The 15,774-nt window shown below is 66.6% G+C and carries 11 protein-coding genes; 6 read left to right on the forward strand and 5 right to left on the reverse strand.

The window, feature by feature from the left end:
- Positions 1-222: 222 nt before the first annotated feature.
- The 5 genes from QP045_RS10635 to QP045_RS10655 are packed head-to-tail and all read left to right on the forward strand — an operon-like array spanning position 223 to position 9,213.
- The gene (locus QP045_RS10635; protein ID WP_422514953.1) at positions 223-1,092 is read left to right on the forward strand and encodes a glycosyltransferase; all 870 of its coding nucleotides are present in this window, start codon (positions 223-225) and stop codon (positions 1,090-1,092) included.
- The gene (locus QP045_RS10640; protein WP_422514954.1) at positions 1,092-2,045 is read left to right on the forward strand and encodes a glycosyltransferase family 2 protein; all 954 of its coding nucleotides are present in this window, start codon (positions 1,092-1,094) and stop codon (positions 2,043-2,045) included. Before QP045_RS10635 ends, QP045_RS10640 begins: the two co-directional genes overlap by 1 nt.
- Positions 2,042-2,959, forward strand: a complete 918-nt coding sequence (locus QP045_RS10645) for an endonuclease/exonuclease/phosphatase family protein (RefSeq protein ID WP_422514955.1) — start codon at positions 2,042-2,044, stop codon at positions 2,957-2,959. The genes QP045_RS10640 and QP045_RS10645 overlap by 4 nt, the downstream gene beginning before the upstream one ends.
- The gene (locus QP045_RS10650; protein ID WP_422514956.1) at positions 2,956-4,254 is read left to right on the forward strand and encodes an outer membrane beta-barrel protein; all 1,299 of its coding nucleotides are present in this window, start codon (positions 2,956-2,958) and stop codon (positions 4,252-4,254) included. The genes QP045_RS10645 and QP045_RS10650 overlap by 4 nt, the downstream gene beginning before the upstream one ends.
- A gap of 12 nt (positions 4,255-4,266) precedes the next feature.
- Entirely contained in the window at positions 4,267-9,213 is a 4,947-nt protein-coding gene (locus QP045_RS10655) for a beta strand repeat-containing protein (RefSeq protein ID WP_422514957.1), read from the forward strand.
- Here the strand turns inward: QP045_RS10655 and QP045_RS10660 are convergent.
- From QP045_RS10660 to QP045_RS10675, 4 genes are all read right to left on the reverse strand, one after another.
- On the reverse strand, positions 9,189-9,929 hold the full coding sequence (locus tag QP045_RS10660; RefSeq protein WP_422514958.1) for a serine acetyltransferase: 741 nt from the start codon (positions 9,927-9,929) through the stop codon (positions 9,189-9,191). The two genes, QP045_RS10655 and QP045_RS10660, sit on opposite strands and share 25 nt — an antisense overlap.
- Positions 9,929-10,492, reverse strand: coding sequence for a polysaccharide biosynthesis/export family protein (locus tag QP045_RS10665; RefSeq protein WP_422514959.1), 564 nt, complete (start codon positions 10,490-10,492; stop codon positions 9,929-9,931). The genes QP045_RS10660 and QP045_RS10665 overlap by 1 nt, the downstream gene beginning before the upstream one ends.
- Positions 10,489-11,685, reverse strand: coding sequence for a glycosyltransferase (locus QP045_RS10670; protein WP_422514960.1), 1,197 nt, complete (start codon positions 11,683-11,685; stop codon positions 10,489-10,491). Before QP045_RS10670 ends, QP045_RS10665 begins: the two co-directional genes overlap by 4 nt.
- Positions 11,686-11,848: 163 nt before the next feature.
- Positions 11,849-14,035: a calcium-binding protein gene (locus QP045_RS10675; protein WP_422514961.1), complete on the reverse strand. Its 2,187-nt coding sequence runs from the start codon at positions 14,033-14,035 to the stop codon at positions 11,849-11,851.
- Between the two features lie 237 nt (positions 14,036-14,272).
- Between QP045_RS10675 and QP045_RS10680 the strand changes: the two genes are divergently transcribed.
- A complete protein-coding gene (locus QP045_RS10680) occupies positions 14,273-14,569 on the forward strand; it encodes a hypothetical protein (protein ID WP_422514962.1) in 297 nt (98 codons plus the stop codon).
- Here the strand turns inward: QP045_RS10680 and QP045_RS10685 are convergent.
- Positions 14,566-15,684: a glycosyltransferase family 4 protein gene (locus QP045_RS10685; protein WP_422514963.1), complete on the reverse strand. Its 1,119-nt coding sequence runs from the start codon at positions 15,682-15,684 to the stop codon at positions 14,566-14,568. The two genes, QP045_RS10680 and QP045_RS10685, sit on opposite strands and share 4 nt — an antisense overlap.
- Positions 15,685-15,774 lie beyond the last annotated feature (90 nt).

Below are 15,774 nucleotides of genomic sequence, written 5' to 3' on the forward strand. Positions count from 1 at the left end.
TACGCGCCTCCTGCTCGGGTTGAGCTTCCTTCGCACTGCAGCATTGCCGCATCGGTCCGGTATCATCTTGGTAGCCGCCAATGGCGCGAGCGCGAACCCGCCTTTGCCTCAGATCGTCGTTCTAAACGGGCGGACTATCTTCGCTGGTGCAGCATATGGTTGACCCGGCGTGCTGAAGGGGGCTGTTTCCTAGCGACTGCACCCGAACAGGCGTAACTCTTCATGTTCAAAGTCGCTGTCGTGATCCCGGTATGGAACGGCCAGGCCGTGCTCGAACGGTGCCTCGATGCACTCGCGCGGCAGACAGTTGCCCGCGACACCTTTCAGCTGATCGTCGTGGACAATGGCTCCACCGACGACAGCATTGCCGTCGCGCGTCGCTATCCAGGCGTCGAAGTGCTGAGCGAGGAGCGCCCCGGCTCCTATGCCGCGCGGAACCTGGGCATCGCGCATGTGCAGGCCCCGATCACCGCTTTCACCGACGCCGATTGCGTGCCGGAGCCGGATTGGCTGGAGCAGGTGCTAAAGGCTGCCGAAGCAAATCCGGGTTTCGGCGTGCTTGCCGGAAAGATCGACCTGTTCGACGAGATCGCGCAGGAAGATGTGGTCTTCGCCGATTACGAGCGGCTGTTCAGTTTCCCCCAGGCTCATGCCGCGCGCGGCAATTGCGCGACGGCGAACTGGGCGAGCGAGACCGCACTGCTGCGGCGGCTGGGAGGGTTCGACGCGGCGCTCAAGTCCGGCGGCGACCGGCAGATGGCGCTGCGCATCCGCGACGCGGGCGCGCCGCTTATCTACGTGCCGGAGATGGTGGTGCGCCACCCGGTCAGGGCGAGCCGCGCCGAACTGGTACGCAAGCGCCAGCGGCTGAGCGGCGGGCGTTGGGACCGGACCGAGGGACGGCGCCGCCTGGCGCGGGTTCTTGGCGTGACCGCGGTCGATACGGCGCGCCGTCTTCGCAGGGCCGCCGTCACCCCCGGCCTCAGCGTGCCCCGGCGCCTGGCCGTGATGAAGCTGACCGTGGAACTGGCGGGAGTCGCGGCCAGCGAGTTCTTCAATCTTGCCGGCGGTCGCAAGGCGGTGCGGGATTGATGGCACAGCCTCGCTTCTCCGTCGTGATGCCGCTCTACAACAAGGCGTCGCATGTTCGCGCCGCCATAGAGAGCGTGTTCGCGCAGACCTGCGCGCCCCACGAGCTTCTGGTGGTCGACAATCGTTCGACCGATGGCAGCCGCGAAGCCGTGGCTGCCCTTCAGGATCCTCGTATCCACCTGCTGGACCTCCCCACGCCTGGGCCGGGCGGCTACGCGGGGCGGAACCTTGGCATCCGGGAGGCGAGCGGGGACTGGATCGCCTTTCTCGACGCCGATGACCTGTGGTACGCCGATCACCTCGCGGTACTCGCCGCGGGCATCGCCGCCGATCCGACGGTCACAGCCGCCGCGACACGCTTCGATCATGTGTTTGCAACGCATCACAAGGCGCAGCGGATCGCTGCCGGGCTCTCCGAAAGTTGCACACTGGACTTCGCCCGGTTCCTGGAGGCGTGGCTTGCGGTACGGGAGTGTCCGATGTGGACCGGCGCGATTGCCATCCGGCGCGACGCCTTGTTCGAGGCGGGGCTGTTCCCCGAAGGGAAAGCGGTTCGCGGCGGCGACAAGGATCTGTGGCTTCGCGTGATGGCGCTCGGCAAGCTTCGCTACGAACCGCAGGCCACCGCGGCCTTTCACCGCGACTCCGAGAACAAGGTCAGCAAATCGACCACGACGTTGGAGCTCCCCTGCCTGGTGCCGACGGCGCACGCGCTGATGTCAAAGGCGTCAACGCGCGAAGTGGCGCTGCTCCGCCGGCTCGTGAACCAGGAAATCGCGCATTATGCGCGCTACGCGATGAAGTATCCCAGCACGACCGAGATCCGCCTGCGCGACGTCTACCTGCCGGAAGGGATCCGTACCGCAGCCCTGTTGCTTGCGGCCAAGCTGATCCCGGCTTCGCTCCGGCAGGGCAGCTATGCCCTGCGGAACCGGCTGCTGGCACGGGCGTGAGCTTGATCCGGATCCTGGGCGGCCTGCTGCTTGGCGCAGGCGCTGTCGCTGCGTGGCTGGCGCTCGCCGGGACCCTCAACGCGCGTCTGGATGCGCTCGCGTCGTTCATGCCGGTCTTCGGCATGGTGACGCTGCTGGGCGCGCTCCTGTGCTGGCGGTCGCCCGTTCTCGCGCTGGTGGGGGCGGGTGTGGGCCTGTTGCCCGTCGCGATCGCGATGGTGCCCGAACTCGTCCGCAATATCCCCGCAGCGCCAGGGTCCGGTGCGCAGGTTCGCGTGCTCACGCACAATGTCTGGCGGGACAACAGCGATCCGGCCGAGACCGCACAGGCAATCATCGACGCCAATCCGGACGTAGTGATGTTGCAGGAGGTGGACGGCAACTTCCGGCCGATGCTGGACGCGTTGCGGCAGCATTTCGGCCAGGGTACGCAATGCCCGCCGGGATGTGGCCTTGCCATCTTCTCGCGCTGGCCGATCGCGCAGAGCGACTATTTCCTGAAGGACTCGCGCGGGCGTCCGTTCGGGCCGCCGCTGCTTTGGGCGAAGATCGTGGGACCGGACGGGCGGCCCTTTACCGCGATGACGATGCATTATCCGTGGCCGACGTCCGAGCTGCAGGCCGAGCGCCGTCGCGACGTGGCGCAGGCGCTGCTGCGGATCGACCGCGATCCCCTCATCCTTGGCGGCGATATGAACCTGACACCCTGGTCGGCGGCGATGCGGCAACAGGACCGCGCCTTTGCGCCGATGACCCGGGTTACGCGTGCGCTTGCGAGCTGGCGGCGCGGTTTGCCGCTGCTCCCCATCGACCAGCTCTATGCCGGTCCCGAATGGGGGTTGGTCGACGCGCAGCGGCTGCCGGCAACCGGCTCCGATCATTACCCCTTGCTCATCACGCTGGGGCGTCCGTGAAGCGGCACTTCGGGATCCTGTTGCTCGCCGGCACCCTGCTGGCGCCGCCCGCGCTCGCGCAACAGTCCGATGCGACCGACAGCCTGGGTTCGGTCGCCACCGAAAACCCGTTCGGCCGGGACCGCAACACCAGCGTGCTCGACCGGCGCCGGCCCGATTATGCGCCCGTGCCGGTCCGGCTGGGCGCGTTCGAGGTGTTGCCGCGCGTTGCCATAGCTGCCGGGTATGACGACAACCTGTTCGCGCAACGGACCGACAAGGTCGAGGACGCCTATGTCCGCATCCGGCCGCGGGTCTCGCTGGTCCGCCCTTCGCAGACGCTGCGATTGTCGCTGAGCGGCGAGCTCGATCTCCTCCGCTACGCCGATCGATCGAGCGAGAACGCCACCCAATACACCCTCGGTGGGGGCGCGCTCTATACGATCAGCCGGTCGGATACGCTGAACATCACGGCGCAACATGGCCGCTACAGCGAGGAACGGGTGTCGCCGGACTCCCCGACCGGCATCGTGCGCCCGAACCGGTTCAACCTGACCGAAGGTTCGGCGATCTACACGCACGTGTTCAACCGCCTGCGGGTGCGCGGCGTGTTCGAGTTCGAGAACCGGAACTATACGGATGGCGAGACCCCGACCGGAGAGGTAGTCGATCAGGACTTCCGGGACCGCACCACGCTGACCGGCACGGGGATCGGTGAATATGCCCTCAGTCCAAGCGTGGCGCTGTTCGTCGCCGGATCGATCAACCAGCGCGACTATCGCGAACGGACCGGCCCGGTGCCAGCGCGGGATTCGTCGGGCTTCGAACTGGCTGCGGGTTCGAGCTTCGAGCTCGGCAGAAAGGCGAGGGGAGCGCTGCGGGTCGGCTATCTCCGGCAGGATTACGCCCCCGCGCAGTTCGAGGACATTTCAGGTTTTCTCATCCGTGGCGAACTCGCCTATTTTCTCACGTCGCTCGTGACGATCACCGGCACCATCGACCGCAGCGTCCGGGAAACGGGGGTCGCCAGTGCCACGGGCTACCTGGCCACGGACGCGACGTTGCGGGCTGACTACGAACTGCTGCGGAACCTCATCCTGAGTGCGGGCGCCGAGTTCGAAAAGCGCGACTTCGGCAATATCGATCGGAAGGACGACCGCTGGAGGCTGCGGGCGAGTGCGTCCTATCTCGTCAGCCGGCGCATGGCGCTGCGTGCCGATCTTCAGCGGCGCACGCAGGATAGTTCGGGCACTACTCCGGGGCGGAGCTTTGCCGACAACAGGATTTCAGTGGGGGTTACTTTCTCGGGCCTATGAAGGGACGCGTGCATGCCCACGTTGTACATTGCTCCTACGGGAAGCGGATCGGGCGACGGATCCAGCGCGGCGAACGCGGCAACGCTGGGTGACCTGCCCCGGCTGATCGCGGCGGCGGGGCCAGGCGGCGAGGTACTGCTGATCGCGGACCAGGGTGCGTACACCGCGCCCGCCCAGGCCCTATCGATTGTCGCCGGCGGGACGGACGGGGCACCGGTCACGATCCGCGGGGTCGATTCGGCGGGGAACGCGATGGCGGCAACGATCGTGGGAACGCGGCCGGAGTCGTTCGACCCCGCCAATCCGTCCGGTGAGGAAGTCTTCCGGATGCTCGATGGTGCCGATCACCTCCGCTTCAGCGACTTGGCGTTCCAGAACGTCGGGATTCCGTTCCGGGTCGGCGCTGACATCGAAAACCTTACGATCGAGCATGTCGACGCACGCAATGTCGCCCGATTCTTCGATGACATCGCGTCCGGCACCAATACCAGCGCGAGCATCGCGGGCCTGACGATCCGCGATGTCGAGGTCGCCGGCTATTCCAAGGGCGCGATCCGGGTCCAGTACGACAGCAGCAATGTGCTGATCCAGGATGTGCGCGGCGACAGCCAGTTTCAGGATGGCGACAATTTCGCGATCGGCGTCCACATCACCGGAACCGCGCATGACGTCGTGATCGACCGCGTGGCCATGCGGAACGCGCTCGACACGGTGAATGCGTATCGCAACGGTGACGGTTTCGCGACCGAGCGGGGCACGTACAATGTGACGCTGCGGAACGTGATCGCCACGGGCAACAGCGACGGCGGACTGGACCTCAAGAGTGACAATGTGGTCGTCGACCGCGCGATCGTGTCTGGAAACGGGCGCAACATCCGGATCTGGGGGACGGGCGCGCAACTCAGCAACATCGTCAGCCTCGATGCGGGAGCACCGCTGGCGGGCGGAAACCGTGAGCATGTGTGGCTGGCAGAGGGTGCCGCCGCGACTGTCCGCAACGCGCTCTTCTCCGACCCCGGTTCGCCGCTCCTCTTCAACCTCTCCGAACGGAACGGCAAGCTGGTTGTCGCAGATCTTGCTATGGTTAACGGCGCGGGAACAATTGTTTCAAAGCGTGGGACCGGCTCGACCCTGACCCTGTCGGGCGAAAGAGGTGCGGTCGCGGCAGGAACCGCTGGCGACGACCTGCTGGTGGCAACGGTGGGGGCCGATATCATGGCCGGAGGCGCCGGCCGGGACATACTTGTCGGGGGCGCAGGCGGGGACGCGCTGTACGGCGAGGCGGGCGATGACATGCTGGTGGGCGACGCGGGCGACGACCTGATCGAGGGCGGGGCCGGCGCCGACATCATGGTCGGCGGCGCGGGTCGCGATCTCCTCAGCTATGCCGGCAGCCTGGCCGCCGTCCGCATCGATCTTCTGCGCCTTACGGGGAGCGGGGGCGATGCCGAAGGCGACCTGTTCGACGGGTTCGAGGATCTTCAGGGATCTGCCTTCGCCGACAGCCTTTCCGGTGACGCCGGCGCGAACCGCCTTTCCGGCGGTGATGGGGACGATGCGTTGGCAGGCCGGGACGGGGACGATGTGCTGATTGGCGGCGCCGGCGCCGATTCCCTGGACGGCGGCAGTGGATTCGATCGGGCGGACTATAGCGAGAGCATGGCCGCGGTGACCGTCGACCTGGCCACCGGTTCCGCCGGCGGCGGCGACGCTGCCGGAGACCGGCTGGTGAACATCGAAGCGGTCAGCGGGTCTATCTTCTCCGACTTCCTGGGCGGCAGCGAATCCTCTGATCGCCTCGACGGTGCCGCCGGAGACGACCGCATCGAGGGACGGGGCGGCGACGACACGCTGGTGGGCGGTACCGGCGCCGATACGCTGGTCGGCGGCGAGGGGACCGATACCGCGGATTACTCCGCTGCCACCGGCGCGGTCATCGTCGACCTGGCCGAAGGGCTTGGCTTCGGTGCGGAAGCGGAAGGCGATCGGCTCGAGGGCATCGAGCGGCTGGTCGGTTCGCGCTTTGATGATGTCCTCACCGGCGACGGGTCGAACAACTGGCTTGCCGGGGGTGCAGGCTCGGACCTGCTTACCGGCGGGGAGGGTGTCGACACCGCCGACTATTCGACGAGCGCAAGCGCGGTCGCCGTCACCCTGGGCGGCTGGGGCGTGGGGGGCGATGCCGAGGGAGACCTGCTGTCCGGCATCGAGAATGTGGAGGGCAGCGCGTTTGATGACGTGCTGGTCGGCGATGGCGGGGCGAACGCGCTTGCCGGCGGAACCGGGAACGATCGGCTGGTCGGCAATGGCGGCCTCGACCGCCTCGACGGTGGCGAGGGAACCGACGTCGCGGATTATTCCGGAAGTGCCGCCGCTGTTACTGTGAGCCTTGCGAGCGGGACTGGCTCTGCCGGCGAGACCCTGGTCTCCATCGAGAACCTCATCGGCTCGGCCTTTGACGACGTTCTTTTGGGCGACGCTGGCGACAATCGCCTGACGGGCGGCGGCGGTGCGGATTTGCTCGACGGCGGCGAGGGTTTCGATCTGGCCGACTATTCGACGTCCGGGGCTGCGGTGCAGATCGACCTCGCGCTGGAGACTGCCGCCAATGGCGGTGACGCTGCGGGCGATCGGCTGGTCGGCATCGAGGCAATCTCAGGCTCTGCCTTCGACGATGCCCTGTTCGGGACCGACGGTGCCAACACGCTGCTGGGCGGCGCCGGCGCCGACAGGCTTGAGGGTCGTGGCGGCGACGATCTGTTGCAGGGCGGTGCGGGCGCCGACGTGCTGATCGGGGGCGAGGGGTTCGACAGCGTCGATTTCAGCGCCAATGCGACCGCTATCTCGATCAACCTCCTCACCGGGGTCAGCACGGGCGGAGAGACTGAGGGGGACCAGTTCGAGGGCGTGGAGCGATTCATCGGTTCCGGCTATGCCGACACGATCGTCGGCGATGCGGCGGACCAGTGGCTCGTCGGGGGCGCGGGTGCCGACGTGCTCGACGGAGGCGCCGGGTTCGACACGGCAGTCTATGAGTCCAGCGCCAGCGCGGTGACGATCAACCTTGGCGCGGAACTCCAATCGCGGGGGGATGCGCAGGGCGACCGGCTGCTTGGGATCGAGGCGGTGGTGGGGAGCGCATTCGCGGATATCCTCACGGGCAATGCCGCCGCGAACCGTATTGAAGGCGGTGCCGGCAACGACACCATCGACGGGGGCGCGGGCGCGGACATGATGATCGGCGGCGCAGGCGACGATGCCTATGTTGTCGACGATGCCGGGGACGCAGTGCTCGAGGCTGCCGACGGCGGCCTCGACATCGTTCGCACCAGCCTTGCTTCGCTGACGTTGGCCGATGGGGTCGAGGACCTCAGCTACACCGGCGACGGCGCCTTCACCGGTATCGGAAATGCACTCGCGAACAGCCTCTACGGGCGCGCCTCTAACGACGCGTTGTACGGCATGGATGGTGACGACAAGCTCGTCGGGGGCATGGGCGCGGACCTGCTCGACGGCGGCGCCGGACGTGACCAGGTCGACTATACCAAGTCCGCGGCCGTGACGGTCAACCTTGCGACCAACGTGAACCTGGGCGGCGAGGCGGAGGGAGACCGGCTGGTCGGCATCGAGATCGTCGTCGGGTCCAACTACGCCGATCATATCACGGGAAGCGACGACCCCGTCGCCGGGGACACTCTCTACGGCCGCGGCGGGAACGATGTATTGAACGGCGGCGCGGGCGACGACCTGCTCGACGGCGGTGCGGGCAGCGACATCATGGCCGGCGGCACCGGAAACGATACCTATGTCGTGTATGAGGGGGGCGACCAAGTCGTTGAACTCGCGGGCGAAGGACGCGACCGGGTCCGCACCGCCAACACCGCCTATGTACTGGCCGCCAATGTCGAGGAGCTGGTCTATACCGGCACCGTCGCTGCGACGCTGACCGGCAACGAGCTGGACAATCTGATCGTGGGCGGCGGCGGCGCCGATCTGCTGACCGGCGGAAGCGGGAACGACACGCTGCGGGGCGGAGCGAGCGGCGATGTGCTCGACGGTGGCGCGGGGCTCGACACCGTCGACTATACGGGTTCGCTCGGCGGCGTGCAGGTGAACCTGCGCTATCAAACCGCGACGGGCGCCGATGCCATGGGCGATCGGCTCATCAGCATCGAGAATGCCAAGGGCGGGGCCTTTGCCGATACGCTGCTCGGCAGTGCGGGAGCCAATGTCCTGAGCGGCGGGGACGGCGACGACATCCTTTCGGGGGATGACGGCAACGACACATTGTGGGGCGGCAGTGGCCTCGACCGGCTCGATGGCGGCAAGAACGAGGACAGCCTCTATGGTGAGGACGGCGACGATATCCTCACCGGTGGCCAGCAGACCGATACGCTCCAGGGTGGGGCAGGGAACGATCTGCTGATCGGCGACACGGAGTGGATTTCGTCGCTTGCGGCCCGGGATACGCTCGACGGCGGCGACGGCGACGATATCCTCATCGGCGACGGGAACAGCTTCACCGCATCCGGAAAGGGCGGGAACGACATCCTGCGCGGTGGTGCCGGGGATGACGTGCTGATCGGTGACGGGCGCGTCATGGTCGCGGGCTCGACCGGCGGTTCAGACACGCTCGACGGTGGGCTCGGCAACGACGTTCTCTATGGGGACGGCGTGAGCTTTGCGCCGGGCGCGCGCGGTGGTTCCGACAAGCTGACCGGCGGCGGCGGAAGCGACCGGTTTGTCTTCGCGCCGGGCTCGGGCTCGGACGAGATCACCGACTTCACCCGCGGTGGCGCCGAAGCCGATGTCATCGACTTGAGCGCCTTTGCCATCGCTTATGAGGCGCTGCGCTTCACCGCGAATGCGTCGGGATTGACGGTCAGGCTCAGCGAAACGGACAGCATCCTGGTGCGCGGCGTGACCTCGCTCGATCAGGCGGACTTCCTGTTCGGCTGAGACTCCCGCCAGCCGTGGAGCGCGCCCTCGCAAGCCGCGAGCAGTTCGGGCGGGGCGAGGCGGTTCACATAACCGTCTGAGCCCTGGTCCGAGAGCAGCTTTGCGGGGATGCCCCCGACGACGCCCCGCGGCGGCACGTCCTTGGTAACGACCGCGTTTGCGCCGATCGCCGCTTCGGCACCAATGTTGATGCCGCCGATGACCTTCGCGCCCGACCCCAGGAACGTCCGGTCCCCCACGACTGGGGCGCCCCGGTTCCGGCCGCGGTTCATATAGCCGAGCACCACGCCGTGGGTGACGTTGACGTTGCTGCCGAGCACCGTGTCCCCGTGGAAGTAGAAGCCGCCGAACCGGTTGAGGAAAAGGCCGGGACCGACTTCCAGATACTCGGGAATGGCAAAGCCATATTTGTAGCGCGCCCGCAGCAGCAGCAGCTTCGAGATGGGATAGAGCCCGAACCCCTTGAGCGGCTTGAGTTTGAGCCATCCGCACGTCCGCATCAGGACGGTGTATTTATAGCCCGGGGTGAACGCATAATGCTTGAGGAACGGGCCCAGCCCGACCCTGCCCGCGTAGCGATAAAGATCGGCGGCCAGCAGCGCCTTCAGCTTGGCGAAGCTGACGGGGCAGCCGCGCAGATGCGGTTTCCCGGTCTCGTTGCTCTCCGACTCTCCCGTCGGGGCGCCGGGCGCCAGCGATGCGACGACTGCGTCCATCAGAAATATCTTTCGCTGAAGCGGATGGTGTCACCCGGCAGGACGGGGAAGTCGGCCGTCAGCGGGTAGACCTGCTCGCCTGCCTCCCCAGCGCGCTTCAGGAACACGCGCTTCTCGTTCGCGCGGTAGGTGAAGCCGTCAGCCTTGGCGACCGCGCCGCGGATCGTGAGGCCCTGGGTGTAGGAATATTCCCCGGGCTTGTTCACTTCCCCCAGGATGTAGATCGGCCGGAAGCTTGCCATCTGCACCGACACCTTCGGCTCGATCACGAAGCCGTCGGCCAGTTTCTCCTCGATAGCCCTGGCAAGCGCGTCGGTTTCGAGGTCCGCGGCGACGACGTCTCCGATCAGCGGGAAGGCGAGGGTGCCGGCCGGGGTGATCTCGAAATCACCCGTCAGCGAGGGTTCGCCATAGGTCACGACCTTCACCTTGTCGCCCGGCGAGAGGCGGAAGGCTGCAGCCGGAGGCGGCGCTGCGCCGCTTCCCTGAACCGGCGTCTGTCCGGTGCATCCCGAAAGAAGCGCGACCGCCAGCGCAAGTGCGATCCCTTTGTGCCAACTCATCCTGCTACTCCCGAACCCAACGCAACTTCTTTCCCCGCGGCAGGCGACTTCGGGGCCGCCAGTCCTGCGAGTTCCGCTTCGATCCTGCCCCAGTAATTCGAGGCCGCTTCCTCCACGCCATAGGCGAGCGAGCGCGCCCGCGCCGCCGCCCCGCAGGCGCTGCGCCGCGGCTCCGCATGGACACTCCGCAGGGCGTTCGCGAAGGCCTCGACATCGTCGGTCGGCACCAGCGCACCGGCATCGACATCCAACGGCCCGGTCACGTCCTCGCGTGCGCGGCCGGCCAGAATTTCCGACGGGCCCGACGCGCAATTCGTCGCCACCACGGGGAGGCCACAGGCCATTGCCTCGACCAGGCCATTGGGGAAGCCCTCGGCATTGGAGGGCATCGCGAACAATTCGGCCCGGGCGAGAAGGGCGAAGGGGTTGTCGACATACCCCGGCATGTCGACCCGGTCGGCGATGCCGAGCGAGGCGGCGAGTTGCTCCAGCGACCCGCGTTCCGAGCCCTCGCCGAGGATGACAAGCCGGGTGGGAAGCTCTGCCGCCGCAAAGGCCCGAAGCAGCATCGCCATGTTCTTGTTGGGAACGAGGCGACCGGCGGCAATGATGTAGCGCCCTGCAGGCACAAAGCTGGGCTCAAGCGCGGCAAACGCGCCGATGCTTTCGTGATCGACGGGATTGGCGAGGGCGGTCACGCGACTGCGCGAGACGCCGAAGTTGGCGACGAGGTCCTCGACGACGCCGGACGACACCGCGATCACGTGGCTGGCGCGCGGGTAGGCGACGCGCACCATGAGCTTGGCGGCAAGTGCGCCCCGTCCGTTCCCCAGATGGGCGCTGGTATTTACGCGCTCGCTGATGAGCCACGGGCGGCCGCTGCCTGCCATCGCGGCGGCATTGGCGACATTGGCGCGGGTCAGGAAGCTGAGCGTCGCGGCCGGTGACAGCCGCCCGACGAGCGCGCGGAGTTGCCGCACGCTCCTAAGCAGGCTGTAGCGGGCGTCCAATTGCTCGACCGTCACCCAATCCGGCACCGGATAGGTCCGCGGCTCGTCGTCGAGCAGGGCGAGGTGGATGTCGTAGCGCGCGCGCCAGGGTTCGGACGCGCGCAGCAGGGTGGTGAGCACGCGCTCCGCCCCGCCGCCCGCGAGCGAATTGATGATGAAGAGTATTCTCTTCCGATCCGGCATCGTCCCTCGCTCTTGCGTCACGCGCGGAATCTCGCTCCGAGCGTCACAGGTATCACGAGGTTTTGTTGCAGTGCACCACGCCGCGACCCGTTCCATCGTCGCAAAGGGGCGCTTGGCCGATTAGCACCCGCCCGCCGCCCCCGGGGGCGGCGGGCCAAAGGGATCAACCGAACAGGAAGTCGCTCGGCCGGAAGCTTTCCGCTCCTCGCACATAGACGCTGTCCGAGCCGAAATGGATCGTCGTCCCATCTGTTACGCCGGTGAAACGCAGGCGCTCAAAGGTGATCTCGAAAGCCCGAAGATCGATCCGGTCCCGCTCTGAGCGCGAGAAGTCGGTGATCTCGTCGTAGCCCGAGCCGGGGTGGAAGACGAACCGGTCGGCTCCAGCGCCGCCGGATAGCAGGTCCGCGCCGCCGCCGCCGATCAGATGGTCATTGCCATCACCGCCGTAGAGCTTGTCGTCTCCGCCGGTCACCGTGCTGCTCCAGGTGCGCGCGTCGCCGTAGAGCGAGTCGTCGCCGCTGCCCCCCTCGAGTGTGTCGGCGCCGCCCTTGGCATTGTCCTTCATCACGTCGCCGTCGCCGATCAGCACATCGCTGCCGGCGCCGCCGACCAGGCGATCCCTGCCGCCCTTACCGGCGCCGTAGATCGTTGCGGCATCGCCGATCAGCAGGTCGTCGTCGTCGCCACCGTCGAGGAGGTCATTGGCACCCTGGCTGTTCAGCCACTCTACGTCCCCGACCAGCCGATCGGCGCCGCGCCCGCCCAGCAACGTGTCCGATTGCCAGCCACCCAGGAGCGAATCCGCGCCCCCGTCGCCGCTCAGAATGTCCTCACCATTGCCGCCGATCAGCGTGTCGTTGCCCCGTCCGCCCATGAGCGTATCTGCGCCGTCCATGCCGCTCAGCGTGTCGTTGCCGGTCGCGCCCCAAATCATGTTTGCAAGCGCATTGCCGGTTCCGACGAAGTCCTTGCTACCGAGCCGGCGAAGATCTTCGAGGTGCGAGCCGAGCGTATATGCGTTGAGCGTCGTCTCCACCCGGTCGCGGCCGGAATAGGGGGGCTCAATGATCCGGTCGCCGCTATGATCCACCAGGAAGACGTCATCCCGCGCGTTGCCGATCATCTCGTCGGCAACGGCTTCGGATGCCGGCGGCTTGACCGGCACAAATTTATCCGCCCCAGCGGACGCCTCACCCTGGTCGCGGGCGACGATCTCGCGCACCTCGTCCAGGCCGCTGAGTCCAGGAAGGCTGTCGCGGGTCAGGACCGTCGCCAGTTCTGAACGCGTGATGTTGACGTTGTGCAGCGCCAGTTTCCCGGCGGACGAGATAACCTTGGTGCGCGATCCCGCGTCCACGAAGCTGCCCCGAATGACGGTGACGTTTGCAGCCGTGTCGAGCCAGATCTGGTTCTGCTCGGACGAGCCGCCGCGCCAGACGGGGTTCCGACCGATCGAGTCGATCAGGGTTGCGGATCCCCACAGGCGATAATTGCGCGCATTCTCTTCGCTGACCGCCCTCAAAAGCGTCGTCGCCTCAGACTTGAGGTCGTAGCCGCCGTCCGAATTCCCGCGCGCCACGGTGTCGATGAAGCGGACATCGTACACGCCCCGCTCGGTCGAGAACCCGTCGCCGTTCCGGTAGGATCCGGAGATGCTCTGCACATTCTCAACGATGACGCCTTTCAGCGTGACGTGGTGCACCGTACCGTCGAGATGCACCCCGGCGGGAAGATCATCGCCTACCTGGCCGCCGCCGTTCGCGTAAACGTTCTCGATCGTCACATTGTTGGTGTCGTACTGGAGGCGGATCGCGTTTCGCGAGAAGCCGTTCACCGCCACGTCGCGGATGACGAGGCCATTAATCGTCGCGGTGCCGCCGCTCGCGCTTGCGTAGTTCTCGAAAAAGCGGCGCACATTGTTCGACCCGACGTCTTCGATATGCAGGTCGCTGATATCGGCGGTTGCGCGAAAGGCGCTGCCCACATTGTCGATCTGCAGGTCCCGGAACTGGAGATGATCTGCGCCCGTGCCCAGCTTGAACAATTCGTTGCCGGCCGCATCGCCTGCCTTCCATTCGGTCGGGCGAGACCCGGTGAAGCGCGCGGCCATGCTGTTGCCGTTGTGGTCGATGCCGCGAATAGTAACCGGCGCGCCCTCGGCGCCGCCCTTGTTGATCCCGATGATGCCGGTGACCTTATAGTCGCCCTGGTCCGCAATCAGCAGAACTTCGCCGCCCGGGCCAGCCTTTCCAATCAACGTATTGAGAGAACCGACCGACGCGGCGTTGTTGATATCCTTGCCGCTCTTGTCGCCTGATCCGGTGGGAGAAACGTAGAAACTGCTCATCCGGCGCCCTCCAAGGCTTTGTGCGCGAGCACTTCCTGCCGTCTGGCTTGGCCTTCAGGTTCGTCGCGATCGGGAGCATTCCGGGAGGTATCCGCACGCTCGGCGTGGGCCGGTGCAATCCAGCGACACCCCCCTCGATGCTACCGTTAGGACAGCGGAGTGTTGACCGGATTAAAGTAAGCGTAATTGGTTAATATTTTCTGACCAATAAGATTATTCTGAAGAAAAGGGACTGTCATGGATCGTCGTGCGCTTCTCAGCTTTGTCCCGCTACTTGCCGGCAGTAGTGCGGCGGCTGCACTCGCTCGATCCGAGCCTGCAGGAGACGCTGTCGACCGTCCGACGCTGTCGATCGATCCGGACGGTGCCGATGGCTGGCGAATTCGCAGTTGGGAACTGGAAGGCTCCGCGTGGCGACCCGTCGTCGCACACGCCACGACTACGCCGGGGGGAGCCCGCGTCGTGACAGGCCGGATCGCTGCGCTGGACCGCGAGGCCGTCCGCGCATGGCTGGCGGCCTCATCGACCGCCTAGCCCTCTTCCGCCTCGGTCTCGAAGCGGCGGGAGACCTCAGGCTCCCTCCGCTTCCGCTTGGGCTTCGGCGCCAGTGTGGCGCGATAGATCTCTGCCGTGTCGTACGCCGACTTGTCCCAGGAGAAGCGCGCGAGAACGCCCTCCCGGTCAACCCGGAGTTGGTCGAGATCCGCGTCGAACCGCCGGGTGAGAACGTCCACGTCCCCCACGGGGAAATAATGATGAGTCCCCAGGCCAATGTCGACGTTCGCAGGAATGTCGCTCAACAGCATGCGCGCGCCGCAGCTTGCCGCTTCCAGCGCCGCGATCGGCAGGCCTTCATGGTAGGAAGGCATCACGAACAGGGTGCACCGTTCGTACAGGCGTTTCAGGGTGGCGCGGGACTGGACGCCGGCAAAGATCACGCGGTCACCCGCCTTTTCGAGCAGCAGCCGGGAATAGTCGCTCTGATGATCGGCGGCGCCGACGATGACCAGCTTGCCCTTGAACTCTGAGCGCTCGAACGCCGCGATCAGGTCGTGCAGCCCCTTCTCGGGAACGAGCCGCCCCACGGCGAGCAGGAACTCGCCGTCGATCCCCAGCCGCTCGACCACCCGCTCAGGGTCGGCGTCATCGGGGAGTTCCGGCGCACCGTTCGGGATGTAATCGATGACATGCGCACGCGACGGAAAGGTCTTGCGCAGCTGTGCCGCAAGGGACGGCGACACCGCGATCGTACGGTTCGCGAACGTGACCGCCAGCCATTCTCCCGCGCGCAGCGCGCTTCGAGCGACCAGACCCCATTTGGCGCGGTGATAGTCGGTGCCGTGGTGCGTGACGACAACGCGCATCCCCAGCAGCCGCGCGAGGGGCGCCATCAGCCCGGGGCCGATCGCGTGAATGTGGATCAGGTCGGCGCCGCGCCACCATGCGGCGAGAACGGCCAGGAACGTCGCGACGATCGCCTCGAGGCTCTGGGAGCGCGGGCAGGGGATCCCCACCACCTCGACGCCACGATACTCCGTGTGACGTTCCGGCAAATAGGGGGCGCGGCCGAGGACCACCGAACGGTGATCCGGCCAAAGTGCCTTGATCCGTGGCAGAAGCTCTTCGCAATGGCTTTCCACGCCGCCCATGACATGCGGAAATCCCCGCAGCCCGGTTATGCAAATGATAAGCGATCGGGTTCGACCGCGGGTACGCGCATTTGTCGGTTGCAGCATTGT

This window comes from Sphingomonas sp. 3-13AW (assembly GCF_049311085.1).
In the GTDB taxonomy this organism is placed as follows: Bacteria; Pseudomonadota; Alphaproteobacteria; order Sphingomonadales; family Sphingomonadaceae; genus Sphingomonas.